At 73.8% G+C, this 26,613-nt stretch carries 25 protein-coding genes; 14 read left to right on the forward strand and 11 right to left on the reverse strand.

Annotated features, from left to right (window positions below):
- Window positions 1-13 precede the first annotated feature (13 nt).
- The 4 genes from ABTW87_RS15915 to ABTW87_RS15930 all read left to right on the forward strand — a co-directional run bounded on the left by ABTW87_RS15915 (window position 14) and on the right by ABTW87_RS15930 (window position 5,735).
- Window positions 14-3,457, forward strand: a complete 3,444-nt coding sequence (locus ABTW87_RS15915) for an ATP-dependent helicase (RefSeq protein ID WP_350651556.1) — start codon at window positions 14-16, stop codon at window positions 3,455-3,457.
- A gap of 199 nt (window positions 3,458-3,656) precedes the next feature.
- Window positions 3,657-3,860, forward strand: coding sequence for a transcription antiterminator/RNA stability regulator CspE (cspE, locus tag ABTW87_RS15920; RefSeq protein ID WP_130320270.1), 204 nt, complete (start codon window positions 3,657-3,659; stop codon window positions 3,858-3,860).
- Window positions 3,861-4,074: 214 nt separating this feature from the next.
- Window positions 4,075-5,400: a DEAD/DEAH box helicase gene (locus tag ABTW87_RS15925; RefSeq protein ID WP_350651557.1), complete on the forward strand. Its 1,326-nt coding sequence runs from the start codon at window positions 4,075-4,077 to the stop codon at window positions 5,398-5,400.
- A 146-nt stretch (window positions 5,401-5,546) separates the two neighbouring features.
- The gene (locus ABTW87_RS15930; RefSeq protein ID WP_350651558.1) at window positions 5,547-5,735 is read left to right on the forward strand and encodes a hypothetical protein; all 189 of its coding nucleotides are present in this window, start codon (window positions 5,547-5,549) and stop codon (window positions 5,733-5,735) included.
- A gap of 33 nt (window positions 5,736-5,768) precedes the next feature.
- Here ABTW87_RS15930 and ABTW87_RS15935 read toward each other — a convergent pair whose 3' ends face one another.
- From ABTW87_RS15935 to ABTW87_RS15945, 3 genes are read right to left on the reverse strand one after another with little or no spacing between them, the layout of a single operon-like run.
- Window positions 5,769-6,653, reverse strand: a complete 885-nt coding sequence (locus ABTW87_RS15935; RefSeq protein WP_350651559.1) for an ABC transporter permease — start codon at window positions 6,651-6,653, stop codon at window positions 5,769-5,771.
- Window positions 6,643-7,422: an ABC transporter ATP-binding protein gene (locus tag ABTW87_RS15940; RefSeq protein WP_350651560.1), complete on the reverse strand. Its 780-nt coding sequence runs from the start codon at window positions 7,420-7,422 to the stop codon at window positions 6,643-6,645. The genes ABTW87_RS15935 and ABTW87_RS15940 overlap by 11 nt, the downstream gene beginning before the upstream one ends.
- On the reverse strand, window positions 7,419-8,486 hold the full coding sequence (locus ABTW87_RS15945; RefSeq protein WP_350651673.1) for an ABC transporter substrate-binding protein: 1,068 nt from the start codon (window positions 8,484-8,486) through the stop codon (window positions 7,419-7,421). Before ABTW87_RS15945 ends, ABTW87_RS15940 begins: the two co-directional genes overlap by 4 nt.
- 137 nt (window positions 8,487-8,623) lie before the next feature.
- On the opposite strand from ABTW87_RS15945, the gene ABTW87_RS15950 reads away from it, so the two are divergent.
- The 3 genes from ABTW87_RS15950 to nudC are packed head-to-tail and all read left to right on the forward strand — an operon-like array spanning window position 8,624 to window position 12,209.
- The gene (locus ABTW87_RS15950) at window positions 8,624-9,934 is read left to right on the forward strand and encodes a M16 family metallopeptidase (RefSeq protein WP_350651561.1); all 1,311 of its coding nucleotides are present in this window, start codon (window positions 8,624-8,626) and stop codon (window positions 9,932-9,934) included.
- On the forward strand, window positions 9,931-11,265 hold the full coding sequence (locus tag ABTW87_RS15955; protein ID WP_350651562.1) for a M16 family metallopeptidase: 1,335 nt from the start codon (window positions 9,931-9,933) through the stop codon (window positions 11,263-11,265). The genes ABTW87_RS15950 and ABTW87_RS15955 overlap by 4 nt, the downstream gene beginning before the upstream one ends.
- A complete protein-coding gene (gene nudC, locus ABTW87_RS15960) occupies window positions 11,262-12,209 on the forward strand; it encodes an NAD(+) diphosphatase (protein ID WP_350651563.1) in 948 nt (315 codons plus the stop codon). Before ABTW87_RS15955 ends, nudC begins: the two co-directional genes overlap by 4 nt.
- 170 nt (window positions 12,210-12,379) lie before the next feature.
- Here nudC and ABTW87_RS15965 read toward each other — a convergent pair whose 3' ends face one another.
- The 3 genes from ABTW87_RS15965 to ABTW87_RS15975 form a co-directional block, all read right to left on the reverse strand.
- Window positions 12,380-12,655, reverse strand: coding sequence for a hypothetical protein (locus tag ABTW87_RS15965; RefSeq protein WP_350651564.1), 276 nt, complete (start codon window positions 12,653-12,655; stop codon window positions 12,380-12,382).
- A 206-nt stretch (window positions 12,656-12,861) separates the two neighbouring features.
- On the reverse strand, window positions 12,862-13,089 hold the full coding sequence (locus ABTW87_RS15970) for a DUF397 domain-containing protein (RefSeq protein WP_350651565.1): 228 nt from the start codon (window positions 13,087-13,089) through the stop codon (window positions 12,862-12,864).
- A gap of 75 nt (window positions 13,090-13,164) precedes the next feature.
- The gene (locus ABTW87_RS15975) at window positions 13,165-14,145 is read right to left on the reverse strand and encodes a helix-turn-helix domain-containing protein (protein WP_350651566.1); all 981 of its coding nucleotides are present in this window, start codon (window positions 14,143-14,145) and stop codon (window positions 13,165-13,167) included.
- A gap of 161 nt (window positions 14,146-14,306) precedes the next feature.
- Between ABTW87_RS15975 and ABTW87_RS15980 the strand changes: the two genes are divergently transcribed.
- The gene (locus tag ABTW87_RS15980) at window positions 14,307-15,578 is read left to right on the forward strand and encodes an MFS transporter (protein WP_350651567.1); all 1,272 of its coding nucleotides are present in this window, start codon (window positions 14,307-14,309) and stop codon (window positions 15,576-15,578) included.
- A gap of 24 nt (window positions 15,579-15,602) precedes the next feature.
- Here ABTW87_RS15980 and ABTW87_RS15985 read toward each other — a convergent pair whose 3' ends face one another.
- Window positions 15,603-15,845 (reverse strand): mycoredoxin, encoded by a 243-nt coding sequence (locus tag ABTW87_RS15985; protein ID WP_350651568.1) that lies wholly within the window; start codon window positions 15,843-15,845, stop codon window positions 15,603-15,605.
- Window positions 15,846-15,926: 81 nt separating this feature from the next.
- Between ABTW87_RS15985 and ABTW87_RS15990 the strand changes: the two genes are divergently transcribed.
- The 3 genes from ABTW87_RS15990 to ABTW87_RS16000 all read left to right on the forward strand — a co-directional run bounded on the left by ABTW87_RS15990 (window position 15,927) and on the right by ABTW87_RS16000 (window position 18,962).
- The gene (locus ABTW87_RS15990; protein WP_350651569.1) at window positions 15,927-18,086 is read left to right on the forward strand and encodes an ATP-dependent helicase; all 2,160 of its coding nucleotides are present in this window, start codon (window positions 15,927-15,929) and stop codon (window positions 18,084-18,086) included.
- A gap of 124 nt (window positions 18,087-18,210) precedes the next feature.
- Window positions 18,211-18,468 carry a hypothetical protein gene (locus ABTW87_RS15995; protein ID WP_350651570.1) on the forward strand — a complete coding sequence of 86 codons (258 nt, stop codon included), beginning with the start codon at window positions 18,211-18,213 and terminating at the stop codon, window positions 18,466-18,468.
- 131 nt (window positions 18,469-18,599) lie between these two features.
- On the forward strand, window positions 18,600-18,962 hold the full coding sequence (locus ABTW87_RS16000; protein WP_350651571.1) for a WhiB family transcriptional regulator: 363 nt from the start codon (window positions 18,600-18,602) through the stop codon (window positions 18,960-18,962).
- 342 nt (window positions 18,963-19,304) lie between these two features.
- On the opposite strand, the gene ABTW87_RS16005 is transcribed toward ABTW87_RS16000, so the two are convergent.
- From ABTW87_RS16005 to ABTW87_RS16015, 3 genes are all read right to left on the reverse strand, one after another.
- Entirely contained in the window at window positions 19,305-20,651 is a 1,347-nt protein-coding gene (locus ABTW87_RS16005; protein ID WP_350651572.1) for an ABC1 kinase family protein, read from the reverse strand.
- Window positions 20,652-20,744: 93 nt separating this feature from the next.
- Entirely contained in the window at window positions 20,745-21,797 is a 1,053-nt protein-coding gene (locus tag ABTW87_RS16010) for a ThiF family adenylyltransferase (protein ID WP_350651573.1), read from the reverse strand.
- Between the two features lie 192 nt (window positions 21,798-21,989).
- Window positions 21,990-22,157 carry a DUF5679 domain-containing protein gene (locus ABTW87_RS16015; RefSeq protein ID WP_007464795.1) on the reverse strand — a complete coding sequence of 56 codons (168 nt, stop codon included), beginning with the start codon at window positions 22,155-22,157 and terminating at the stop codon, window positions 21,990-21,992.
- Between the two features lie 503 nt (window positions 22,158-22,660).
- Here ABTW87_RS16015 and ABTW87_RS16020 point away from each other — a divergent pair.
- The gene (locus tag ABTW87_RS16020) at window positions 22,661-23,179 is read left to right on the forward strand and encodes a M48 metallopeptidase family protein (RefSeq protein ID WP_350651574.1); all 519 of its coding nucleotides are present in this window, start codon (window positions 22,661-22,663) and stop codon (window positions 23,177-23,179) included.
- Window positions 23,180-23,335: 156 nt separating this feature from the next.
- Window positions 23,336-24,136 carry a hypothetical protein gene (locus tag ABTW87_RS16025; protein ID WP_350651575.1) on the forward strand — a complete coding sequence of 267 codons (801 nt, stop codon included), beginning with the start codon at window positions 23,336-23,338 and terminating at the stop codon, window positions 24,134-24,136.
- Between the two features lie 29 nt (window positions 24,137-24,165).
- On the opposite strand, the gene ABTW87_RS16030 is transcribed toward ABTW87_RS16025, so the two are convergent.
- Entirely contained in the window at window positions 24,166-25,374 is a 1,209-nt protein-coding gene (locus tag ABTW87_RS16030) for a zinc-dependent metalloprotease (protein WP_350651674.1), read from the reverse strand.
- Window positions 25,375-25,556: 182 nt separating this feature from the next.
- Here ABTW87_RS16030 and ABTW87_RS16035 point away from each other — a divergent pair, with 182 nt between their 5' ends.
- On the forward strand, window positions 25,557-26,570 hold the full coding sequence (locus ABTW87_RS16035; RefSeq protein WP_350651576.1) for a YlbL family protein: 1,014 nt from the start codon (window positions 25,557-25,559) through the stop codon (window positions 26,568-26,570).
- Window positions 26,571-26,613 lie beyond the last annotated feature (43 nt).

Below are 26,613 nucleotides of genomic sequence, written 5' to 3' on the forward strand. Positions count from 1 at the left end.
GCGTGCGAGCCCCGTGACCCAGCCGACCCTGTTCAGCGCCGCGACGCCGGTCCCCCGGACGGCCGACGCCGGCCCGCGGTACACGCCGGTGGAGCTGGCGAAGCTGCTGCGGCTGCCGGCGCCCACCCGGGAGCAGGCGGCGATCATCGCCGCTCCGGTGGAGCCGCTGCTTGTGGTCGCCGGCGCCGGCTCCGGCAAGACCGAGACGATGGCCGCTCGGGTGGTCTGGCTGGTGGCGAACTCGTACGTCCGGCCCGAGCAGGTGCTCGGCCTGACCTTCACCCGCAAGGCCGCCGGCGAGCTGGCGCACCGCGTACGGACCCGGCTGGACCAGCTCGTCCGCCGGCTCGGGCGGCGGGGGCGCGACCCGCTCGACGACCCGCTGGCCGGCGAGCCCACCGTCTCGACCTACCACTCGTACGCGGGGCGGATCGTCACCGAGCACGGGCTGCGGGCCGGCTACGAGCCCTCCACCCGGCTGCTCACCGAGGCGTCCCGCTGGCAGCTCGTCGACCTGATCGTGCGCAACTACGACGGCGACATGTCCGACGTGGACCGGATGCCCAGCACGATCACCGACGCGGTGCTGGCCCTCGCCGGTGAGCTGGACGAGCACCTGGTCGACCCGGACGCCCTGGCCGCCTGGACGGGGCGGTTCTTCGCCGAGGTGCAGTCCCGGCCCGGCCGGGTGTACGCCGACGTGCGCAAGGCCCTGTCGCTGCAGCGGACCCGGTTGAAGCTGCTTCCGCTGGTGCGCGCGTACGCCCGGCGCAAGGAGGACTTCGAGGCGATGGACTTCGCCGACCAGCTGGCCCGGGCCGCCCGGGTCGCCCGGGACCACCCGGCGGTCGGCGAGATCGAGCGGGATCGCTACCGGGTGGTGCTGCTCGACGAGTACCAGGACACCAGCCACGCCCAGGTGGTGCTGCTCAACGCGCTCTTCGGCGGCGGGCATCCGGTGACCGCGGTCGGTGACCCGTGCCAGTCGATCTACGGCTGGCGCGGCGCGAGCGCGGGAACCCTGGACCGGTTCCCCACCGAGTTCGCCCGCTCCGACGGCACGCCGGCCCGGGTCCGCAGCCTCACCACGAGCTGGCGCAACCGCCCGGAGATCCTGGGTGTGGCGAACGCCCTCGCCACGCCGCTGCGGGCCGCCGGCGCCCGGGTGCCGGAGCTGCGCGCCGCGTTGAGCGTCAAGGACCCGATCCCGCACCGCAGCCCCCGGGGCGCCGCCGCCGGCACCGTTCACTGCGCGCTGCTGTCGACGTACGCGGACGAGGCGGACTGGATCGCCGACAGCGTGCTGCGCGCCTGGCAGGGCGCGGCGGGGACGCCCGGGGTGCTGCCCGAGCACATCCCGGTGACGGCGCGGCCCACCACGGCGGTGCTGGTGCGGCTGCGCAGCCAGATCCCCGTGATCGAATCGGCGTTGCGGGCGCGGGGCCTGCCGGTGGACGTGGTGGGGCTGGGCGGCCTGCTTGACACACCGGAGGTACGGGACGTCGTGTGCACCCTGCGGGTGCTCGCCGACCCGACCGACGGGGCGGCGCTGCTGCGCCTGCTGACCGGCGCCCGGTGGCGGATCGGGCCGCGGGACCTGGTGGCCCTGCACCGCCGGGCGCGGGCCATCGCGGCCGCCCGACGGCAGCTCGCGGCAGGCGACGAGCCGGAGATCGTCCCGGACGCCCTCGACGAGGCGACTCTCGTCGAGGCGCTCGCCGACCTGGGCCCGGCGCAGGCGTACTCGGCCGAGGGCTACGCCCGGCTGCGCGCGTACGCCCGGGAGTTGGGCCTGCTGCGCTACCGGCTGGACCAGTCGTTGCCGGACCTCATCGCGGACGTCGAGCGGACGATCGGCCTGGACGTGGAGGTGGCGGTGCGGGCCGGCCGGGACGGCGCCGGCGACGCCGGCCTGGCGCGGGGGCACCTGGACGCGCTCGGGGACGTCGCGGCCCGGTTCAGCGGGGAGACGCCGGGGGCCACGCTGTCGGCGTTCCTCGCCTACCTCGCCGCGGCCGAGGACGAGGAGCGCGGGCTCACCCCGGGCGAGGTGGAGGTCGTCGAGGGGGCGGTGCAGATCCTCACCGCGCACGCGGCCAAGGGCCTGGAGTGGGACGTGGTGGCGGTCGCCGGGCTCTGCCGGGGGGTGTGGCCGGGGCCGGTGCGCAACTCCGACCACTGGCTGGGCGGCCTCGGCGTGCTGCCGTTCCCGCTGCGGGGTGACGCCGACGGGCTGCCCGCGCTGGCCGTGGCGGAGGCGGAGGAGCAGCGCGGGGTGGCCCGGGCGCTTGAGGACTTCACCGACGACTGGCGGGCGCACGACGAGCGGGAGGAGCGGCGCCTGGCGTACGTGGCGGTGACCCGGCCCCGCCGGCTCCTGCTCTGTTCCGGGCACTGGTGGGGGGAGGGGACCAAGCGTCCGCGCGGCCCGTCGGTGCTGCTGCGCGAGGTGCACGACGCGTGCGTCGACGCGGGCGACGGGCACGTGGTCGACGAGTGGGCCCCGGAACCGGCGCCGGACGCGGTGAACCCGACGACCGAGGTGGTGCTCCGGGCGGAGTGGCCGGCCGACCCGCTGGGCGCCCGCCGGCCGGCGCTCGCGGAGGCGGCGGCGCTGGTCCGCCGGTGCCTGGCGGACGGGCCGGGCACCCGCCCGGGGGCCGGCGAGGCGGCGGGCGCCGACGGCGGACGGACGGGCGTTGCCCCTGACGAGGCTGCTGTCGACGCGGCGGCCGAGGACCCGGAGGTGCTCCGGTGGCGGCGGGAAGCCGACCTGCTCCTCGCCGAGCGGGCCGAGTTGACCCGGCAGGCCGGCCCGATCGAGGTGGAGCTGCCCGGGCAGCTCTCGGTCACCCAGCTCGTGGCGCTGCGCCGGGATCCGGTGGCCCTGGCCCGGTCGTTGCGGCGCCCGCTGCCCACCGAACCGAACCCGTACGCCCGCCGGGGCACCGCCTTCCACGCCTGGCTGGAGCAGCGGTTCGGGGTCGACCGCCTGCTCGACGTGGACGAGTTGCCAGGCGCGGCGGACGCCGATGCCGCCCCGGACGAGGCGCTGGCCGAGCTCCAGGAACGCTTCCTGGCCAGCGAGTGGGCGGACCGGGCGCCGGTCGAGGTGGAGGTGCCGTTCGCGACGGTGATCGCCGGTGTGGTGGTCCGCGGCCGGATGGACGCCGTCTTCAGCCGGCCCGGGGGCCGGTTCGACGTGGTCGACTGGAAGACCGGTCGGCAGCCGACCGGGCCGGCCGCCGAGGCGGCGGCGGTGCAGCTCGCCGTCTACCGGCTGGCGTGGGCGGAGCTTGCCGGCGTGCCGGTTGAGCGGGTCGGGGCGGCGTTCCACTACGTGCGGGACGGTGCGACGGTCCGGCCGGTGGACCTGTTGGACGTGGCCGGCCTCACCGCGCTGATCGCCGCGATCCCCGAGCGCCCGGAAGGGGGTGCCGGTCCGCCGCATCCGTGATACGTTGGTCGCGTTGCAGTTATGGTTCCCAGAGACTCTGTGTGCGCCTGGTGGATTGTGGCCCCAGGCGCTCTTTGTTGTGTCCGGAGTTCTCCGGGCGGGGCGACCAGAAGCGACAGGCGAGCCGCGCACTTCCGCGCGGACGCTCCTCTTCGAGCCCGCAACACCTGCGGGTTCGACGTTCCGTCAAGGAGACGAAATGGCTATCGGCACCGTCAAGTGGTTCAACGCTGACAAGGGCTTCGGCTTCATCACCCCGGACGACGGCGGCTCGGACGTCTTCGCCCACTTCTCGGCCATCCAGAGCTCCGGCTACCGGAGCCTGGACGAGAACCAGCGGGTCGAGTTCGAGGTGACCCAGGGCCAGAAGGGCCCGCAGGCGGAGAACATCCGCCCGCTCTGATCCTCCGGGATCGCATGACCCCCACCGTGCCCTCCGGGCGCGGTGACCGGACCGGCCCGTCCCGCCGTCGACCTGGCCACCAGGCGGCGACGCGGGGCGGGCCGGGGCCGGTACCCACTTCGGTTCGTGCTTGTGAGTCCCGGCGGAGATCCGCCGGCGACAGCGCCGCCCGGCGCCCTCCCTCGACACGTGCCGCGTCGAGGAAGGCTCCACCATGACCACCGTCACCCCGTCGTTCGCCGGCACCGGGCTGGCCCCGGCGTTGCTCGCCGAGCTGGCTGCCCAGGGCATCACCGCGCCGTTCCCGATCCAGGCGGCGACGCTGCCGGACTCGCTCGCCGGCCGGGACGTGCTCGGCCGGGGCCGTACCGGCTCCGGCAAGACCCTCGCGTTCGGACTTCCCGTCCTCTCCCGCACCGCCGGCCGCCGGGCCCGGCCGGGGCGGCCGCTCGCCCTCGTGCTGGTGCCCACCCGTGAGCTGGCCCAGCAGGTCACCACGGCCCTCGACCCGTACGCCCGGGCGGTCGGGCTGCGCTGCGCCACCGTGGTGGGTGGCCTGTCCCTCAACCGCCAGGCCGCCGAGCTGCGGGCCGGAGCCGAGCTGGTGGTGGCGACCCCCGGACGCCTGCACGACCTGATCGACCGGGGCGACGTCCGGCTCGACCAGGTCGACGTCACCGTGCTGGACGAGGCGGACCGGATGGCCGACATGGGGTTCCTGCCGCAGGTCACCCGGCTGCTCGAGCAGGTGGCCCCGGGTGGTCAGCGGATGCTCTTCTCCGCCACGCTGGACGGCGGCGTGGACAAACTGGTCCGCCGCTTCCTCACCGACCCGGTCACCCACTCGGTCGACCCGGGCACGGCCACCGTCACCGCGATGAGCCACCATCTGCTGCACGTGGAGGCGGCGGACAAGCAGGCCGCCCTGAGCTGGATCGCGGCCCGTGAGGGTCGGACCATCCTGTTCATGGGGACGAAGCACCGTGCGGACCGGGCCGCCCGCCAACTGCTCGCCAAGGGTGTACGCGCGGCGGCGCTGCACGGCGGCAAGTCGCAGCCCCAGCGCACCCGCATCCTGGAGCAGTTCCGCACCGGGCAGGTGACCGCCCTGGTCGCCACCGACGTCGCGGCCCGGGGCATCCACGTGGACGGGCTGGACCTGGTGGTCAACGTGGACCCGCCGACCGAGGCGAAGGACTACCTGCACCGGGGCGGGCGTACCGCCCGCGCCGGTGAGTCCGGAACGGTCGTCACCCTGGTCCTGCCCGAGCAGCGGCAGGAGGTGTCCCGGCTGATGGCGACGGCGGGGATCCGTCCGGAGTCCTCCCGGGCCCGTCCCGGTGACGCGGAGCTCGCCCGGGTGACCGGCGCCCGGGAGCCGTCCGGTGTGCCGGTGACGATCGCGCCGCCGCCGCCGCCCGCGGGCGGGGCGAACGGCCGGACCGGCGATCCGGCGGGTCGTGCCGGCGCTCCCGCTAGCCGTGCCGGTCACCGCTCCTCGGGCCGTCCCCGCCGGGCCCGGCGTCCCCGCACCACCTGACCGGCCGCCCACCGGCGCCCGCGTGCTGAGTCGGCAATCAGCACCGGGCGGGTCCGATGTGCGACTGTCGCTGACCCCGCGCGCGGTGGAGGCTGTGCGTCGGGGGACAGCGCCGGGCCGACGCGCGCGGCGCGGAAGGGACGGCCATGACGGGGGACACCGGTTCGAGCGCGGCGCGCGAGCTGCTGCTCGTGGTGGCGGTCGCCGCCGCGGGCGTACTCCTCGCCCTGGCCGCGGTCTTCGCGCCCTGGCACGCCGTGCCGGACGGTGCCGCCCCCGCCGGGTTGGTGGAACTGCACTTACCGGGAAGCGGATCCGCGACGACCGAGGGCTAGACGGTCGCCGACGGCCGCGCGGACGTGCTCATGTCATCGACCGGCCGGGTCGAGGACGCCCCAGCGGCGTCGGATCGCCTTGTCCGCCGCGCCGAAGGCGGCGTCGACCAGCAGGCCGACGACCAGGATCACGATCATCACGGCGATCAGCCGTTCCGCTTCGCTGAGTTCGCGGGCGTAGGTGAGCTGCGCGCCGATCGACGTCCGGGTCGCGATGACCACCAGCAGTTCGCCGGCCATCAGGCTGCGCCACGCGAACGCCCAGCCCTGCTTGAGGCCCGCCACGATCGCGGGCAGGGCCGCCGGTGCGATGACGTACCGGTAGAGGCGTACGCCGCGGGCGCCGAGGTTGCGGCCGGCGCGCAGCAGCAACGGCGGCACGTAGTCCACGCCGTGGATGACGCCGTTGGCGACGGACGGTGCGGCGCCCAGCACCACAACGAAGAAGATCGCCTGCTCGGTGAGCCCGAAGAGCAGGATCGCCAGCGGGAACCAGGCGATCGACGGCATGGTCTGCAACGCGGTGATCATCGAGCCGAACGCCGCCCGGAGGATCCGGACCCGGGCCACCCCGAGGCCGAGGGCGAGCCCGATGGACAGGGCCGCGGCGAAACCCACGGCGGCCCGCCGCGCGGTGGTGGCGAGACCGTCCCAGAGCGCCGCGCTGGTGAGGTAGTCCGCCAGGTCGGCGAAGACCGGGCCCGGGGGCGGGAGGGCCCACGGGTCCTTCCAGCCGGTCCAGACCACGGCCTGCCAGACGAGCAGGGCCAGGGCGAGGGCGGCGAGCTTCGGCCAGGTGGCCGCCCACAGCCGGGCGAGCCGGGAGGCCTCCTTCTCCCGGCCGGCGATCTCCAGCGCGTCGAGCCCGGAGATCTCCGCGTCGGTACGCGGTGCGCCGGTGCGGATGTCACTGGCCATGGCGGCCCACCTCCGCACGGAGCCGGTCGGTGACGTCGGCGGCGATCGCGGCGACCTCGGGTGAGTCGATGCGCCGGGGCCGGGGCACGTCGACCGGGGCGGAGTGGGTGATCCGGCCCGGGCGGCTGGACAGCAGGATGACCCGGTCGGCGAGCCGGGCCGCCTCCCGGACGTTGTGGGTCACGAAGAGCACGGTGAGGCGCCGTTCCGCCCAGATCCGCTCCAGCTCGTCGTGCAGGATGTCGCGGGTCATCGCGTCCAGCGCGCCGAACGGCTCGTCCATCAGCAGCACCGGGGTGTCCAGCGCGAGCGTGCGGGCCAGGGCGACCCGCTGCCGCATGCCGCCGGACAGCTCGTGCGGGCGCTTGTGACCGAAGTCGGCCAGGTGGACGGTCCGCAGCAGCTCGGCGACCCGTTCCCGGCGTTCGGCCCGGGGTAGCCCGCGCAGCTTGAGCGGAACCTCGACGTTCCCCTCGACGGTGAGCCAGGGGAAGAGCGCGGGCTCCTGGAACATCAGTCCCGGGTTGACGCCGGGCGGCAGGTCGATCCGTCCGCCGCTGGGCCGGTCGAGCCCGGCGACCAGGTTGAGCAGCGTGCTCTTGCCGCAGCCGGACGCGCCGACCAGGCAGACGAACTCGCCGGGCGCGACGTCGAGGGAGACGCCGTCGAGGGCGAGGACGGCGCTCGCGCCGCGCCCGTACACCTTGGTCACGCCGTGCAGCGCGACCGGACTGGTCGCGCTGCGCGGCGCCGTCGTGGTCGACGTCATGGCTGGGCGACCTCGGGCTGGCCCTGTGCCTTGAGCGCCTTGTTGAGGTAGCTCAGGTCGTACAGGCCGGTGAGGTCGACCGGCTGGGTCAGCTCGACGGCGACGGCGTGGTCGAGGCCGGTCTTCAGCGACGCGGCGATCGGGTCGTTGGTGAACTCCAGGGTCGACCACGCCTGCCTGATCAGCGTCAGGTCGAGGGGCTTGCCGGTGATCTTCCCGACGTGGTCGGAGATCGTTTGGTGTGCCTCCTCCGGCCTGGTGTTGACGAACTCGTTCGCCGCGACCTGGCCCTCGACCAGCTTCTGGACCACGTCCGGGTGTGCCTTCAGGAACTTGGTGCTGACGATCAAGTTGGTGATGACGAACTTCCCGCCCGGCCAGAGGTCACGCTCGTCGACGAGCACCTTGCCGCCGGCGTTGACCAGCCGGGAGACGAAGGGCTCGGGCACCCACGCGCCGTCGATCTCGCCGCTGCCGAAGGTCTCGATCGTCTGGGCGTTCTCCTGCGGAACGATGGTGACGTCGCCGCCGCCCTCCTTGGTGGTCCGGAGGCCCTTCTCCTTGAGCCAGTAGCGGATCGCCACGTCCTGCGTGTTGCCGAGCTGCGGAGTCGCGATCTTCTTGCCGCGCAGTTGCTCCCACGAGGTGATCTCGGGCTTGACCACGAGGGCGACGCCGCCGGAGGCCGCGCCGGAGACGACCCGGACCGCTTCGCCATTGGACTTCGAGTGGGCGTTCACGGTCGGGTTCGGGCCGATGTACGTGGCGTCGAGCGCCCCGGAGAAGATCGCCTCGATGGCCGACGGGCCGGCGTTGAAGGTGGTGGTCTCGAGCTTCACGCCGTCGCCCAGCTTCGCCGCGAAGATGCCCTTCTCGACGCCCACGACGGCCGGCGCGTGGGTGATGTTCGGGAAGTAGCCGAGCCGCAGGGTGAGCGGGCCGGACCCGCCCCCCGCGCTGTCGCCGTCGTCGCTGCAGGCGGCGGCGGTGCCCAGGGTCGCCGCGCCGACGACGGCGACGGTGGCCAGGGAGACCAGCCGGCGGCGCAGGGGGGAGCGTCTCATCATCCGTCCAATCCGCAGTATTCCTACTTGGTTGGTAGGAAGAGTGGACTTGGCGCGGGTCGACGTCAAGGCGCATCCACATCGCGGGACGGCAAGGTCGCCGGTACCGGGAGCGCCGACACGTTAGGGTCGTTCCCGTGCCGACGCGCAGAGCGAAGATCCCAACGACCAAGTACCCCGTCGAGCGGTTCGACCTCGACAACGGCCTGCGGGTGGTGCTCACCCCCGACCGCAGCGCTCCGGTGATCGGGGTGGCGGTCGTCTACGACGTCGGGATCCGTTCCGAGCCCGAGGGGCGCACCGGCTTCGCCCACCTCTTCGAACACCTGATGTTCCAGGGCTCGGAGAACCTGGAGAAGCTGGCCCACTTCCGGCACGTCCAGGGCGCCGGCGGCACCTTCAACGGCTCGACCCACCTCGACTACACCGACTACTTCGAGACGCTGCCCAGCAACGCTCTGGAGCGGGCGCTGTTCCTCGAGGCGGACCGGATGCGCGGCCCCCGGCTGACCGAGGAGAACCTGCGCAACCAGGTCGACGTGGTCAAGGAGGAGATCCGGGTCAACGTGCTCAACCGGCCGTACGGCGGGTTTCCCTGGCTGACCCTGCCACCGGTCATGTTCGACACCTTCCCCAACGCGCACGACGGCTACGGCTCCTTCGACGACCTCGAGTCGGCGACGGTCGCCGATGCCGCCGACTTCTTCCGGCGCTACTACGCCAGCGGCAACGCGGTGCTCGCGGTCAGCGGCGACATCGACGTCACCGGCGCGGCCGAGCTGATCGAACGGCACTTCGGCGACGTGCCGGCCCGTCCGGCACCGGATCGGCCGAGCTTCGTCGAGCCGGACCTGAGCGCGGAGCGGCGGCGGTCGTACACCGACCGGCTGGCTCCGCTGCCGGCGGTGGCCGCGGCCTGGCGGGTGCCCGACCCGGTCGGCGACTTCGCCGGTTACCTGCCGTACGTGGTGCTCGCCGAGGTGCTCACCGACGGCGACGCCTCCCGGCTGGTCGAGCGGCTGGTCCAGCGGGACCGGACGGTGACAAGCGTCGGCGGGTACCTGGGCTTCATGGGTGACCCGTTCGACGTCCGCGACCCGACGGCCCTCCTGCTCCAGGCGCACCTCCCACCCGGTGGCGACGTGGACAAGGTGCTGCGCACCGTCGACGAGGAGTTGGACCGCCTGGCCACCGACGGGCTGGCCGACGGCGAGCTGGCCCGTACCCAGGCCCGGATGGCCACCCACCTGCTGCGCGACACCGACGCGGTGCTCGGCCGGGCGCTGCGGATGGCCGTCCTCGAACAGCAACGCGGCGAGCCGGGCCTGCTCAACGAGCTGCCCCGGCTGGTCGGCGAGGTCACCGAGGAGGCGGTCCGGGCCGCCGCCGCCACCCTGCGACCCGAGCGCCGTGCGTCCATCGAGGTCATCGCCGGCGGTGCCCGATGACGACGACCATGCCGCGCGCCCTGCCGCCGCTCGGCCCCACCCGCGGGCTCAAGCTGCCGAAGCAGGCCGAGCGCACGTTGCGCAACGGGCTCACCGTGATCGCGGTACGCCGGCCGGCGGTGCCCCTGGTCGAGCTGCGGCTCTGGATGCCGTTCGGGCGGGTGCACCTGGCCCGCGGTGCGGTGCTCGCGCAGACCCTGCTCTCCGGCACGGAGACGATGACCGCCGTGCAGATCGCCGCCGAGCTGCAGAAGGTCGGCGGCGGGCTGTCCGCCGGGCTCGACCCGGACCGGCTCATGCTCTCCGGCGCCGGGCTGGTCACCGGCCTGGACCGGATGTTGGAGATCCTGGCCGACGTGCTGACCGGTGCGACCTACCCGGCCGACGACGTCGCCACCGAACGGGACCGGCTGATCGACCGGATCCAGGTGGCGCAGAGCCAGCCCGCCCACCTGGCCCGCACGGCCCTGCTCGAGCGGATCTACGGCAAGCACCCGTACGCGGTGCAGACCCCCGAGCCGGAGCAGGTCCGGGCGGTGCGCCCGGGCGTGCTGCGGAGCCTGCACGCCCAGCGCGTGCACCCGGCCGACGCCGTCCTGGTACTGGTCGGCGACGTGCAGCCGGACCGGGCGCTGGACGCGGCCGAGAAGGCGCTGTCGGGCTGGAACGGTGCCGGGCACGTCGCCGACCTGCCGCCGGCCCCGCCGCTGGAGCCCGGTCCACTGCTGCTCGTCGACCGTCCCGGCTCGGTGCAGTCGTCGCTGCGCGTCGCGCTGCCGGCGGTGCCGCGGACCCATCCCGACCACGCCGCGCTGCAACTGGCGAACCTGATCTTCGGCGGCTACTTCTCCTCGCGTTGGGTGGAGAACATCCGCGAGGACAAGGGCTACACGTACGGGCCGCACTCGCTGGTGGAGCACTCGGTCGCCGGGTCCGTGCTGGTCGCCGCCGCCGAGGTGGCGACCGAGGTGACCGGGCCGGCGCTGCTGGAGACCGTGTACGAGCTGGGCCGGCTGGCTTCGGTCCCGCCCGGCGAGGAGGAGCTGGAGCAGGCCCGCCAGTACGCCCTCGGCACCCTCCAGCTCGGCATGTCCACGCAGGCCGGGCTGGCGTCGCTGACCAGCGCGTACGCCGGTAACGGCCTGCGCCTGGACTTCCTTGCCGAGCACGCGGGGCGGCTGGCGAAGGCCACGGTGGCCGACGTCGCCGAGGCGGCGCTCCGGTACCTCGCCCCGGCCCGGGCGGTCACCGTGGTCCTGGGGGACGCCGAGCGGGTCGGCCCGCAGTTGGCGGCGCTCACCCCGGTCGTCACCGAACCGGTCCGGCAGTGAACGGCGGCGAGCCCGCCCCGCCGCTGGCCCGCTCCACGCTCGACCGGTCGGCGCACCGGCGCGGCGACCCCGACTGGCTGGGCCGTGCCTGGGGGCGGGCCCGGGTGCTGGTGCTCGACAGCGGCAACGACGGCCGGGCGCTTGTGCGCGCCGATGCAGAGCCGCCCGCACTGGTGCTGGTCGGGCCCGGCGACGTGCCGGACGAGGCCGTCGCCCGGGCGATGTTCCTCGGCGTCGAGCCGGACGACGTGCCGGTCTTCGTCGTCGACGCGCCGCTGCCGGCGCTGGCCGGCACGCACGCCGTGCACCTTCGCGAGGTCGGCCACCTGCTCGCCGACCGTGACGCCGGCATCTTCACCACCGGCCTGGCGCTGCTCAACTGGCACCGGACGCACGCGTACTCGCCGCTCAGCGGGCAGACCACCACGATGGACGAGGCCGGCTGGTCCCGGATCGCTCCGGCGGGTGAGCGGATGTGGCCGCGTACCGACCCGGCGATGATCGTCCTGGTGCACGACGGTGTCGGCGGGCTCGACGGTCGTTGCCTGCTCGGCAACAACGCGACCTGGCCGCGGGTCCCGGGCGAGCGGCGCTTCTCCTGCCTCGCGGGCTACGTCGAGCCGGGGGAGTCGGCCGAGGCCGCCGTGCTGCGTGAGGTCCGCGAGGAGGTCGACGTCGCGGTCACCGACATCGCGTACGTGGGCAGCCAGGCCTGGCCGTTCCCCGGGTCGCTGATGCTGGGCTTCCACGCCACGGCCGACCCGCGGCAGCCGCTGCGGGTCGATCCGGCGGAGATCGCGTACGCCCGCTGGTTCTCCCGGGCAGAGGTCGGGGCGGCGCTGGCCGGGCGGATCGTCGACGTGGACGGTGACCGGCTGGTCCTGCCGCCGCCGTCGTCGATCGCCCTCTTCCTGATCCGCCGCTGGCTCGACGGCCACTGCTGACCGGCTCACCGGTTCCGCCGCGCCGATCCTGGCCGGGCCGGGCCGGAATACGGTCCCGGCCCGTGACCGCCGTTGCCGCGACGGTCACGGGCCGGGAACCGTGCCGTCGTGGCCGGCTGGGGCAAGGAACACGGCGGGGGAGCCGGGCCGACCACGACGGACGCCTGTGGTCAGCCGCCCCGGTCGTCCGGCCAGGTAGGCCAGGCCGGCTGCGGCTCGTCCAGCGGGAGCACCTTGACCCGTTGCCGACCGGCGCGGACGGCGCCGACCGAGGCGAGGGCCCGGGCCAGCAGCAGTGCGGCGTCCCGGTCCTCGGCGTGGACGACCTGCCGGCGCGATTCGGGCCGGGCGGTCTCGTCGCGCAGCCGGCCTCCGCCGGCCCAGGCGGCGGCGATGTCCGTGTCGGCTGCCGCGCGGACGTCGGTGCGAACGATCAGGAACCGCATGTCGGTCTCCGGATGTGCCGCGACGATCGGGAACGGGGTGGAAGTTCCACGTCATTCACCGGCCATGCTACGCCGCGTAGCGGCCCCGGCAACCGAAACGCCACCATCGGCCGGCAGGCCTGTCCGATCAGGCGAGCGGGGAGTCCGTTCAGGACATGCGTCGGGGCCGCCGGCTCGACACCGGCGGCCCCGACGGGTGGGCCCGGTCAGGTCCGGTCGAACCGGCCCTCCTTCGTGCCGGCGAGGAAGCTTCGCCACTCGGTCCGGTCGAACAGCAGCACCGGCCCCCCGCGGTCCTTGCTGTCCCGCAGGGCCACCGCGGCCGACAGCGGCGCCACCTCGACGCAGTTCGAGGTCTGGCTGCGCGTGCTCTTTCGCCACGGTGCCCCGGCCAGCTCGGCGAGGGCGGACGACGTGTTGCGGATCTCGTTCATGGTCTCACTCCTGTGGTGAACCGACCGATGGAACGAGTGGTGCCGCACGACCCGACGGCGGGGTGCGGCGTGGGTTCACCGTTCCGTCAGGCGCCCGGGGTGCCGGCGGCGTTGGGTCGGCGCCGTTGCCGGTCCGTACGCCACTGTGGACGGGGCCGCCGCGTCGGGGAGCCGTCCCGTGGCCTGGATCAGCCAGGAGAGGGTGTCCGATGCGGAGAGCGCCGTCGTGCATAACCACTCGAACACCACTTTATAGCGATTTAGTGCTTTTACCTCGGTTGACATGGTGTTCAGGAAGCCGGCCTCGATGGCGAGCGTCTCCGGATCCTGCGGGTCGGCGAACCGGTAGAGGGAGAACGCTGTCGGTGGCAGGTACCAGCCGCCCACCCGCGCGTCCCGGGGCAGCACGTGAAGGGTGACGTTCGGCAGCATGGCCAGCTCGCAGAGCTGCCCCAACTGCTCCCGCAGCACGTCGGGCGGGCCGGCGCGGCCGCCGAGCGCGGCCTCCTCGAACACCGCCGTGTACCGGGGCGCGTCCGGGGCCCGGGTCAGCAGCGACTGTCGGGCCAGCCGGGCGCCGACCTCGGTCTCGATGTCCTCGTTGTCCTCCGGCTCGCCGGCCGCCTCGTCGACCTCCCGGGCCGAGGCGATCCGGACCCGCGCGTACCCGGGAGTCTGGAGCAGGCCCGGCACCAGGACCGGGTTGTACTCGGAGATCTCGACGCAGCCCGCCTCCAGCTCGGCGAAGCTGCGCTGCTGCTGGGTCATCACCGGGTAGTTCCTCAGCCAGCCGCGCATGTCGCCGGCCTCCTGGGTGATGGTCAGCAACTCGTCGCGCAGCGCGTCGTCGGCGCGGTAGAGAGCCAGCAGGTCGCGGACATCCTGCGGGTCGGGCCGACTGCGACCGTTCTCCAGCCGTGACAGCTTCGACGCGGACGCCCAGCCGACCTGTTCGATGACCTGATCCCCGGTGAGACCGGCCGCCTCGCGAAGCCGGCGCAGCTCGGTGCCCAACCTGCGCCGCCGCAGGATGGGACTCGGTGAGGCAGGAGGCACGATGTCCTCTTTCCCGTAGACCGCCGCGGACGCGACGGTAACTGTATGAGATTCGCCCCCCACCGTCAGTATGGACGGCGCGACCGGCGCCGGAGGTTCCGGCGGGGGCGTGTCTTGTCCGAAAGACGGCACGCCGCGCACCACCCCTCGACGGAGGACACATGCGAACCGTCCTGCGCCGCCCGGACTTCCGGCTGCTCTTCGGTGGGCTGCTGGCGAGCATGACGGCCGAGTCGATCCTGCTGCTCGCGCTCGCCGTCTGGGTCAAGGAGCTGACCGGATCGAGCGGGCAGGCCGGGGCCACCATCTTCGCGATCATCGCGCCGATGACGCTCGCGCCCCTGGTCGGCTGGTTCGTCGACCGGCACCCGCGCCGGCCGCTCTTCGTGGCCGCCAACCTGATCACCGCGGCGCTGCTCACCCCGCTGTTCGCCGTCCGCGACCGCACCGACGTGTGGATCATCTACCTGGTCGCGGCGCTCTACGGCCTGTCGTACATCATGCTCAGCGCGCTGCTCAGCGGCCTGATCCGGCAGTTGGTACCGGCGGAACTGCTGGCCGACGCGAACGGCGTGCTGCAGACCGTACGCCAGGGGCTGCGGCTGATCGGCCCACTCGCCGGGGCCGGCCTCTACGCGGCCGCCGGGGGGTGGCTGCTGGCCGGTGTCGCCATGGTGGGCTTCCTGGCCGCCGCCGCGGTGGTCGGCCTGCTCCGGGTGACCGAGCCGGCCCGGCCGCGGCGGGACCCGCGCTGGTCGGCCGAACTCGTCGCCGGCCTGCGGCATCTGGCCGGCGAGCGGGCGCTGCGCCGGGCGCTGCTGGGCTACGGCGCCGGCTCGTTGGTGATGGGCTTCAGCGAGTCACTGATCTTCGCGTACGTCGACCTGGGGCTCCGCCGCGACGCCGCGTTCGTCGGCGTGCTGGTGACCGTGCAGGGAGTCGGCGGGCTGGTCGGCGGGCTGCTGTCGCCGAGCATGGTGCGGCGGACGGGCGAGGTGGGGACGCTGGCCGCGGGGGTGGCGCTGTTCGGGCCGGCGGCGCTGGCGCTGGCGTACCCGAGCCTGTGGTTGGGGTTCGCCGCCGTGCTGCTGGCCGGGGTGTCGCTGCCGCTGACCATGGTCGGGCTGCACACGCTGATCCAGCGGCGTACTCCACCGGCGCTCATCGGGCGGGTGGCCGCCGCCTCCGAGGCGGTGGTCAGCGGCCCCCAGGCGCTCTCCATCGGCGGCGGCGCCCTGCTCGTCGGTGTGCTCGACTACCGCCTGCTCTTCGCGGCGGTGGGCCTGGCGACGCTGCTGGCCGGCGCCTATCTCTGGCACAACCGGTCGCTGACCCCACCGCCGCCGGCGTCCCCGCTCCGCGCGCTGCCGGCCCCGAGACCCCCGGTCGATCATGAAGTTATCGGCGCGACACGCCGGTCCTCAGGACGCTAACTTCATGATCAACGGGTGGGTGGGTCAGGCGGCCAGGTTGGCCAGGTGTTCCTTGACCTGGGTGATCGACGGGTTGGTCAGCGCGCTGCCGTCGGCGAAGCGCAGTGTCGGCACGGTCTGGTTGCCGCCGTTGACGCTCATCACGAACGTCGCGGCCTCCGCGTCCTGCTCGATGTCGACCACCTCGTACCCGATGCCCTCCCGGTCCAGCTGCGACTTCAGCCGGTGGCAGTAGCCGCACCAGGGGGTGGAATACATCGTGAGCATCGTCTGGCCTCCAAGGTCCGGTCGGGAGTCAAGCAAGGCTATCCGCAGCAACGTCGGGCCCGGCTGGAAGAATTCCTCGCTGTGGTGGTTCACTCAGCGTCCGAGCGCGTGCTCGCCGGGCTCGACCCGGAGCAACGGTCGGCGGTGACCGCCCCGGCCGGTCCGGTCTGCATCCTGGCCGGTGCCGGCACCGGGAAGACCCGCGCGGTCACGTCGCGGATCGCTCACCGGGCGCTGAGCGGTGAGATCTCCGCCCGGCACGTGCTCGCGGTCACCTTCACCGCCCGGGCGGCCGCCGAGATGCGCAGCCGGCTCACCGCGCTCGGCGTGCCCGGCGTGCAGGCGCGCACGTTCCACGCCGCGGCGCTGCGCCAGGTGCGGTACTTCGCACCCCGGCTGCTCGACGGGCGGGCGATGCCGGAGCTGCTGGACAGCAAGGTCCGGCTGGTCACCCTCGCCGCCGCGAAGGTCGGCATCCGGGCCGACCGCACCGGTGCCCGCGACCTGGCCGGCGAGATCGAGTGGGCCAAGTCGTCCCTGGTCGAGCCCGGGGAGTACGTGGTGGCGGCGGCCAAGGCGCTCCGCGACACCCCGTACGAGCCGGCGAAGGTCGCCGAGGTCTTCGCCGCGTACGAGAAGGTCAAGCGGTCCGGTGGCGTGATCGACTTCGAGGACATGCTGCGCGCGGCGGTCTGGGGCATCGAGGAGCACCCGGACGTCGCCGAGCAGGTCCGCGCGCAGTACCGGCACTTCGTCGTCGACGAGTACCAGGACGTCAACCCCCTCCAGCAGCGGTTGCTGGAGGCGTGGCTCGGCGGCCGGGACGACCTGACCGTGGTCGGCGACGCCAGCCAGACCATCTACTCGTTCACCGGCGCCACCTCGTCGTACCTGGTCGACTTCCCCCGCCGGCACCGGGGCGCGACGGTCGTCCGGCTGGTCCGGGACTACCGCTCCACCCCGCAGGTGGTCGGGCTGGCCAACGCCGTGATCTCGCAGGCCCGGGGCACCGAGGCGCGCCTGCGCCTGGAGCTGGTGGGACAGCGCCCGACCGGCCCGGAGCCCGAGCTGCGGATCTTCACCGACGAGCCGGCCGAGGCCGCCGCGGTCGCCGCGCGCTGCCGGGCCCTTGTCGACGCCGGCACGCCGGCCCGGGAGATCGCCGTGCTGTTCCGGACCAACGCCCAGTCCGAGGCGTACGAGAAGGCGCTGACCGAGGCCGAGGTGCCGTACCAGGTGCAGGGCGCGGAGCGGTTCTTCGAACGGGTCGAGGTGCGGCAGGCGATGGTCGCCCTGCGGGCCGCCACCCGGTCCATTCCCGGCGAGACCCCGCTGCCGACCGCCGTGGTCGAGGCGCTGGCCGCTGTGGGCTGGGCGCCGGACGCCCCGCCGGCCGGCGGGGCCGCCCGCGAGCGGTGGGAGGCGCTCGCCGCGCTGGTCCAGCTCGCCGAGGAGTACGCGGCCACCGCACCGGTCCTGCCGATCGGGCCGGCGGCGGCCGTCGAGCGCCCGGTCAACCTCGCCGATTTCACCGAGGAACTGGCCCGGCGCGCCGCCGCCCAGCACGCGCCGACGGTCGAGGGTGTGACGCTCGCCTCCCTGCACTCCGCGAAGGGCCTGGAGTGGGACGCGGTGTTCCTGGTCGGTCTCTCCGAGGGCACCCTCCCCACCACGTACGCGAAGACCCCCGAACAGGTGGAGGAGGAACGTCGGCTGCTCTACGTGGGCATCACCCGGGCCCGGGAGTGGCTGTGGCTGTCGTACGCCTCTGCCCGCTCGCCCGGTGGGCGGGCCCGGCGCCCCTGCCGGTTCCTGCCCCAGCTGGACCGGTCGGGCGGAACTGAACGGGCCGGCGCCGGCGGGGTACGCCGGGCCGAACGGCGGCGTACCCAGATCGTCTCCTGCCGGATCTGCGGCGCCACCCTGCTCGCCGGTCCGGACCGCAAGGTCGGCCGGTGCGCCACCTGCCCGTCCGACCTCGACGAGGAGCTGCACGAGCGGCTGCGCGAGTGGCGCCGCCGGGTGGCCGGCGGTCAGCGCGTGCCGGCGTACGTGGTCTTCACCGACGCGACCCTGGTCGCGCTGGCCGAACGGCGTCCCAGCCGCCCGCAGGACCTCACCGCGATCGCCGGGATCGGGCCGCGCAAACTGGGCCTCTACGGGGAGGCGGTGCTGGCGCTGGTGGCCGGCGCGGCGGTGGACGAGATCTGCCCGGAGAAAACTTTCGAAATCTCGCCGTAAATTCGTTTGCCCTCGCCCCGGGGTGCGTCATAGCCTCATGGCACACCTCGCGAGCGGCGGCATTCAGGCTGCTCACGAGCGTGGGGTCCAGTCGGCACGAGGAAACGTCAGGGAGGTGGCACCGATGGAGATCTTCTACATGAACGAGCGTCCGGCGGCGCTGCCCGCTGCCGTCGCTCCGCTGTCGGCTGTCCGGATGGCCGTCGCCGCTGCGCGACCGTCGGTTCCGCAGGTGCACCAGGTCGAGACTCAGGCCGAGCTGATTCTCGCGCCGGCACCGAACGGGATCCAGGGGACCAGTGGCTTTACGGCCAAGGGTGTCGATGGCGTCAAGCGGCGCATGGACGTCCGCGGTGTTCCACCTCGAGGTAGACCGGTCTGATACCAGACCACCGGCTCACCTCGAGGCCGCGGAACCCGCATACCGGGATCCGCGGCCTCAGTTTTTTGCCCTGCCGAAGTACGTCGGAAGTGCGATCCACGAGATCGAAGTGAGAGAGAGGTGACCGGGCGATGAGTCTGGCGTTGGCCCCGCTCGACGCGAACGTCGAGTTGGAGGCGAACCTGCCCTGCCGGAAGTTCGACCCCGACCTGTGGTTCTCCGACTCGCCCGCCGAGCTCGAGCTGGCCAAGTCGCTCTGCGGGGACTGCCCGCTGCGCGTCGAGTGCCTCGCCGGTGCGGTGGAGCGGGCCGAGCCCTGGGGCGTCTGGGGTGGCGAGATCTTCGAGCGTGGCGCGGTCGTTCCGCGCAAGCGGCCCCGTGGCCGTCCGCGCAAGGAGGACGTCGCCCGTGACGCCGCGCTCCGGGTCGAGGCCGAGGCGCGCCTGGCGGCCAGTGGGCTGTCCACGCGCGACGCGGTCCGGCTGGCGGCCTGACAACTTCCCGATCCGATCCAACCAGCGCCGGTGTCCCACCGGCCGACCAGAAAGCTGACGAAGATGCTGCACCTGTCCAACGGCACCGACCTGCAACTACTCAACGAAGCGTTGTCGAGGGCTCGAATGCTCCGGCCTCAGGCCGGTCGCACCACCACGAGCACTGAGGCACACCGTTCCGCCCGTACCGTCGCCATGGCCGCCCGCAGCCGGTCGGCCCGCGAGCTGGGCACTCTGTAAGGAAGGGCCCCTTCTTGACGCCTGCGGTACAGGAAGGGTCCCCGCTCAACAACCACGCGCGACGGGCGCGCCCGGACCACTCCGGGCGCGCCCGCCGGCGTCTCAGCCGACCGGGGCGAAACCGGGCAGCCAGCGCTCCAGGATCCGCCGGTACGGCGCCTTCGCCTCCAACTGGCAGAGCACGCCGATCGAGCCGAGCGTCACCCGGTGGATCAGCAGGTACGACGGGGGCAGGTTGAGCTGCCGGCTCAGCTGGTAGGCCGGCGAGCGGGGGCTGGCCAGCCGGGTCGCCTCGGCCCGCAGCCAGGCCCGGGTGAACCGGAACTCCTCGGCGGCGATGGGCTCGAGCATCGGGCGGAGGAAGTCCAGGACCGCCCGGGCGTCGATCTCCTCGGCGGAGCCGATGAAGCCCTCCGACCGCAGGCCCTGCACCACCTCGTCGGCGTCGCCCCGCAGCGCCAACCCGGCGATGCGGCCGATCGGTTCGGGTGTGCCCTCGGGCAGCCGGGCCACCGCTCCGAAGTCGATCACGCCGAGCCGGCCGTCCGGCAGCAGCCGGAAGTTGCCCGGGTGCGGGTCGGCGTGCAGCAGCCCGGCCCGCATCGGCGCCGAGAGGTGCAGGGTGGCCATCAACCGGCCCGCCTGGTCGCGTTGCTCCTCGGTGCCCTCCCGGATGATCTGGGACAGCGGCGTGCCCTCGACCCACTCGGTCACCAGGACCCGGGGCGACGCGGCGATCACGGCCGGGACGTGGATCTCCGGGTCGTCCGCGTACGCCTCGGCGAAGGCACGCTGCGACTCGGCCTCCAGCTCGTAGTCCAACTCCTCGGTGATCCGCTCCCGCAGCTCCACCAGGAGCGGCTTGACGTCGAGCCCCGGCTGGATGGCCCGGAACATCCCGCCCAGCCGGGAGAGCTGCTTGAGATCGGCGAGCAGGGCGTCACCGGCGCCCGGATACTGGATCTTGACTGCCACGTCGCGGCCGTGTGGCGCGCCCGCGGCGTCGTAGCCCGGGTCCCGCCAGAGCGCGCGGTGCACCTGCCCGATGCTGGCGGCGGCGGCCGGGGTGTCGTCGAAAACGACGAACCGGTCCCGCCAGTCCGGGCCGAGCTGCTCGGCGAGCACCTTGTGCACGCTCGCGGCGGGCAGCGGTGGCGCGGCCTCCTGGAGCTTGGTAAGTGCCTGCCGGTAGGGGGCGGCGACCTCTTCGGGCAGGGCCGCTTCGAAGACCGACAGTGCCTGGCCGAACTTCATCGCACCGCCCTTGAGCTGCCCGAGGACGCTGAAGAGCTGTTCGGCTGTGCGTTGCTGGATCTCCGCGGAGATGACGTCGGAGGCGAGCCCGGTGACGCGCTTACCCATGCCCAGGACGGTCCGACCGGCGAAGCCGAGCGGCAGAGCGGCGAGCTTGGCGGTCCGGGACACGGCCCGGCGCGGGATGTCGGTCACTTGGTCATTGTTACCGACTCGGCGGGTCCGCGGCTGCCGTGCGGCCGGGCTGGGGGTGCCCTTCCGGTGCCGAGGTGGTCGGCGAGCCGGGCCTCATCGGCGTTTCCGTGAGCAGGCGCAGGTCGGGTGCGGTGCCCAGAGCCGGCGGCGCAGCCGAGCCGGTGCGGTGACGTCGACGGAGCAGGCGACCGTCTCCGGTGTGCCTCCGTCGAGGTGTGCCAGTGCCTCGCCGGTGGCGTACGCCGCGGCGGCGAGCAGCGTCGCCGCGGCGCAGGCGCTCTCCGGGGCCTCCCCGGCGAGCTGCGCGGCGAGCGCCGGCCAGTCGGCGTCGCGGTCCGCCCGGTGCAGGTCGAGGCAGTTCAGGCAGGGGCCGACGGGCGGGCGGACCAGCGGCCCGACGACCGGTACGCCCTCGCGGAGGTCGATCAGCAGGTGCGCCTGCCGGCGCTGGGCGTGCGCGGTGGCGAGCAGAGCGGCCGGCCGGTCCGTGCCGACCTGGATCACGAGATCCGCCCGGCCCGGGCGGAGCGGGCCGGTGGCGGTCTCCGGCGCGGCCCGCCGCAGCGCGTCGCGGACCGCGTCGTCGAGCGGGCGACCGAGGTCGGCGGCGGGGATCCCGGTACCGACCAGGTCCGCCGGTCCGACCGGCCCGGCCAGCTGCGGCCGGACGTGGCCGATGCCGGCTTGGGCCAGGGCCGTTGCGACCGGGGCGCCGAGCCGGCCGGCGCCGGTCACCAGCACGCGGGCGGACCGGCGGCGGCGCAGCACCTGGGCGGGTGTCCCGGGCAGCCGCCGGGCGGCCAGGGCGAGCGCCCCGGCCTCGGCCGCGAGCCGGGCCCGTGGCGGGCCGGCCAGGTCACGCGGCAGCAGGGTGTGCGCGGGTACGACCAGGCCGGCCGCCCGCAGCGCGTCGAGCAGCGTGCGGGCCTCGTCCCGGCCGACGTCGAGGTTGGCGGCGTGTTCGAGGACGTGCCGCTCGCTGTGCGCCCCGTCGAGGAGGTCGAGGAGCCGGGCGGCCCGGGGATTGGCGAGTTCCAGCAGCACGGCCCGGCCGGGGTCGACGCCGAGCTGCAGCGTGTGCCGGTCGCGCCACAGGAGGGTGAGACCGGGAAGCAGGGTCGGGCGGGGCAGGGCGACGCGGCTCATGACCACGAATCGTGACCGCGTCCGTGCTTTCCGTGGATCGTTGTCCACAGGTGTGCACAGCCCTGTCCAGGGTTGTCCACAGGATTCGGCGAGTTTTCCACAGGCGCTACACGCGCCTGTCCGGCAACCGACAGTGGCCGGTACGGCGGAAGGGGTGGCCGTCGGCCACCCCTTCCACGCGACCCGGACGGGTCAGACCTTCGCCTTGCCCAGGATGCGGTTCACTGTCGTGCCGCACACCGGACACTTGCCCTTGGCCATGTTCATCCCGGTCTTCGAGACCTCGACGTGTCCCTCGAAGTCCCGCTTCTCCTTGCACTTGACGCAGTAACCGTTGTAGGTCTGGGCCTGGTCGGCCACGGGTGCCCTCCTCGTCTCGTCCACCGGCGAACGCTCATCCGGCGGTGTTCCCGGCGGCGGGCCACGGGGGCACCGGCGCTGGGCCTTTCGTCGCGGTCACCGTCGTGACCGCTGGTCCGCGGACCCTACCCAGGTCTGGGCGGTTCCATGTCAGCTCCGCATCGACTCTGTGAGCAAGTTGACGTCGAGAGTGTGCATGGCGAATTAGGTCGGATAAGTGAGTTTGGCGGGGACACGCCGACCGGATGCCCGGATAACGGGTCCGAGGCACCCCCCGCGTGACCTGCGGCCAATGATCACCTACGGTGAAGATCGGCGCCCGCAGGCCACCGATCGTCGTCACGGATCGTAGATCGCGACGCTCTGTCACAGAATTTTTCAGGACTCCTGGCAACCAATCCCCATTTTCCGGGCGCGTGTCGTGGGGTTGGCTCTTGCGGATCCCTGGTCAGTACGCATTAGCTTTCCCTCGTGACAGGAATCCGAGGCTGCGCGGCCCGCTGATGGCAGCGCCGCGCAAGCCGGTCGTCGAGGTACGGCGCAGCCAGCGCCGGCGGCGCACGGTGTCCGCGTACCGCGATGGTGAGCGCGTCGTCGTCCTGATCCCGGACCAGTTCTCCCGCGCCGAGGAGAGCGAGTGGGTCGACCGCATGCTCGCCCGGCTCGCCGCCCGCGAGGGCCGGCTGGCCCGGTCCGACGACGAGCTGCTGGCCCGGGCCACCCGGTTGATCACGCTCTACCTCGCCGATTACGGGCTGGCCGCCGTTCCGGCCAGCGTGCGCTGGGTGACCAACCAGAACGGCCGCTGGGGTTCCTGCACCCCCGCCGACCGGACGATCCGCATCTCGCACCGCGTGCAGGACATGCCGGACTGGGTCATCGACTACGTCCTGCTGCACGAGCTGGCCCACCTCATCGTGCCGAGCCACAACGCCCGGTTCTGGGAACTGGTCGGCCGGTATCCGAAGACCGAGCGGGCCCGCGGCTACCTGGAGGGCGTGGCGGCCGTCTCCACCTCCTGACCCGCCCGTCCCGGCCCACACCCCCCAGCCGCCGTGGCCGCCAGACCGACGGCACCTCGGTCTCCCGGCCCGGTGCCCCAGCATGACGTCGGTCGACGCCCGGGACGGCGCGGAGCCGACCAGAGCCGCGGGCGGCTCGGGGCGTAGGGTCGGGCCGTGGCACGACGTGTGGTGGTGGCGTTACTCGGTCCGGTCGCCTGGACGCCGCCCGGCATCGACCCGACCGAGTGGCGCACCGCGCTCGCCGAGGACGTGGTCGACCTGCTCGCCACGCTGAACGAGGTCGAGACGGCGGTCGCGGTGACGCCAGCCGACCGCTGGCTCGCCGACGCCGTGGTCTGGCCCGGGACCAGGGTGTACGAGGTGCCGGAGCCGACCGTGAACGCCGTCCTCGCCGCCTGCGGGCCGGACGTCCGGCCCGCCCCGGAAGCGATCGGGGACCCGGCCACCCGCGACCCCTCGGCCCTGGTCCTGAGCGGGGGCGACGGCGCCGGGGCGGAGAGTCGTGGGTCCGGTGCGGGCGAGCCGGTGCCCGAGCAGCCGGCGTGGGGCGAGCGGGGCCTGCCGGCGGGAGCCGACCGCGAGGTGCCCTCCGGCGCCTACGGCCAGGTGGCGGTGGTCGCCGGTGACGCGCCGGACGTACCGGGGCTGATCATCGGCAAGCTGCTCCGGCCGCTCACCAGCCGGCCGCTGGCGGTCGCCCCGGTCGAGGGCGGCGGGCCCGGCCTGCTCGGCGTGGCGGCCCGGCTACCCGTACCGCAGTGGCTGCCGGAACTGGACCTGGACAGCGCGGTGCCCGCGGCCCTGCGCGCGGCGGCGCCCCGGCCCGGCGACCTCGCGGTCACACCGGCCTGGCACCGCCTGCGCGGCGCGGCCGACCTGGCCCGGCTGAACCCGGCCCTCGAGGGCTGGGACGCCACCCGCGCCCTGCTCTCCGGGAGCGGCCGTCTCCGCTGACGCGACCGCCGCCCCCGGGAGGCGTCGGGTCAGCGGCTCTCCGGGCCCTCGTCCGGGCCGGGCGGAGGGTTCTCCTGCGGACCGCCCGGCGCGTTGAAGTCGAAGCTCTCCAGCTCACCGAGGTCGAGCTGGGACCGGGCGAAGGCCACCGGGTCGGCGAAGTCGTCGTCGGAGGGCAGCAGGTCGGGGTGGCCCCACAGGGCGTCCCGGCCGGCGATGCCCCGGTGCTCGGTGAGCGCCGCCCACAGCGCCGCCGCCTCCCGCAGCCGGCGCGGACGCAGCTCCAGGCCGACCAGGGCGGCGAAGGTCTGCTCGGCCGGGCCGCCCGCGGCCCGCCGCCGCCGGAACGCCTCACCGAGCCGGACGACGTTTGGCAGCCGGTTGCCGGCGGCGCTGTCGACGACATGGCAGACCCAGCCCTCGACCAGCGCGAGCGCGGTCTCGAGGCGGGCCAGCGACGCCTTCTGCGCCGGGCTGTCCTCCGGGGTGAAGATGCCTTCCAACGCGATCGCCTGCATCGACTCCGGGTCGGTCGGGTCGACCCGGCCCATCGCCTCCTCGATCGCCTCGCGGTTGACCCGGATGCCCGCCGCGTACATCTCCACCGCGCTGAGCACGTGCCCGCGCAGCCACGGCACGTGCTGGAAGAGCCGCTGGTGGGCGGCCTCGCGCAGGGCCACGTAGAGGCGGACCTCGTCTTCGGGCAGCTCCAGGCCGGCACCGTACTCCCGGATGTTGGCCGGGATGAGCGCGGCCGTGCCGGCCGGGCCGAGCGGCAGCCCGATGTCGCCGGCGGAGAGCACCTCGGCGGCGAGCGAGCCGAGGGCCTGCCCCAGCTGGCCGCCGAAGAGCGCGCCGCCGAGCGTGGCGACCATCGACTGCATCGGGCCGAGCTGGGCACGTGCCTCCGGCGGCACCAGGTCACCCATCGCGCCGACCATCCGGCTGGCCACCGGATCGCACAGCTTGCGCCAGACGTCGAGGGTCTTGTAGATCCACTCGTTCCGGTTCCACGCCACCGAGGTGTGGATGCCCGACGGCAGGGCCGAGGCCGGCTCCAGCCACAGGTCGGCGAGGCGCAGCGCCTCCTCCACCGCGTTGCGCTCGTACGGCGAGACCGCCGGGTCGCCGGCGGCGGCGAGCTGGCTCGCCGCCACCTGGCGCGCCAGGTCCCAGTTCACCGGGCCGCTGCCGGGCGCCGAGAGCAGGTGCTGCAGCTGCGCCATGAACTGCTGCATCTGCGCGGGGTCGTTGGGGTCTGGTGGTTGCCCACCCGGGAGCGCGAATCCGAACGGAATATCAGGCACGAGCTCTACGGTACGCGCGCCGCGCCCCAGGTCGCGTCCGCTGGCGTTGCGCTCAGGGCGAAGTCCCGGCTGGTCCCGCGGACGGCGACCACCCGATCGGTACGCTCTGCCGCATGAGACGTCGCGGCGTGACCGTCCTGCTCGGTGCTCTGCTCACCACCCTGCTCAGCATCGGCGTGCTGGCGGCGCCCATCCCGTACGTGGTGCTCGGCCCCGGCCCGACGGTCAACACGCTGGGCACGGAGGACGGCAAGGAGGTCATCCAGGTCACCGGGCGGGAGACCTCCACGTCGGCGGGGCAGCTGCGGCTGACCACCGTCGGTGTGCAGCCCTCGGTCAAGCTGCGCTCCGCAATCCAGGGCTGGTTCTCCGACGACGAGGCGGTGGTGCCCCGCGAGCTGGTGTACCCGCCCGGGGAGTCCCGCGAGGAGGTCGAGGAGCGCAACGCCGAGGACTTCAAGGTCTCCCAGACCAGCGCGGAGACGGCGGCGCTGCGCGAGCTCGGGTACCCGGTGCAGGTGGTGGTCAAGACGGTGGCCGGCGACGGCCCGTCGGCCGGCGTCCTCAAGCCCGGCGACGTGGTGACCTCGGTCGACGGGCAGCCGGTGACGGCGGCCAGCCGGCTCACCGAGCTGATCCGTGCCAAGCCGGCCGGCACCGCCCTGGAGATCGGCTACACCCGCGACGGCGCCGCGGCCACCGCGAAGATCACCAGTCGGGAGCAGGACGGCCGGCCCCGGATCGGCGTCGAGATCGACCAGCAGCAGCCGCACCCGTTCACCCTGACGATCTCCCTGGAGGACATCGGCGGCCCGAGCGCCGGTCTCATGTTCGCCCTCGGGATCGTGGACAAGCTGACCCCGGAGGACCTGACCGGCGGGCGGATCATCGCGGGCACCGGCGCCATCGACGATGAGGGCCGGATCGGTCCGATCGGTGGCATCGCGCAGAAACTGGTCGGCGCGAAGGACGCGGGCGCGACCGCGTTCCTGGTGCCGGCCGACAACTGCGCCGAGGCCGTCCGCAACCCGCAACCAGGGCTCCCGCTGCTCAGGGTGGCCACGCTGGACGAGGCGCTGACCGCCCTCGAGACGCTGCGCGCGGGGGGCGAACCGGCCCGCTGCTGACCGCCGCGGCGCACGCGCCGTGACCGTGGACCGACACGTTCAG

The sequence above is a fragment of the Micromonospora sp. NPDC126480 genome, assembly GCF_040302465.1.
In the GTDB taxonomy this organism is placed as follows: Bacteria; Actinomycetota; Actinomycetes; order Mycobacteriales; family Micromonosporaceae; genus Micromonospora.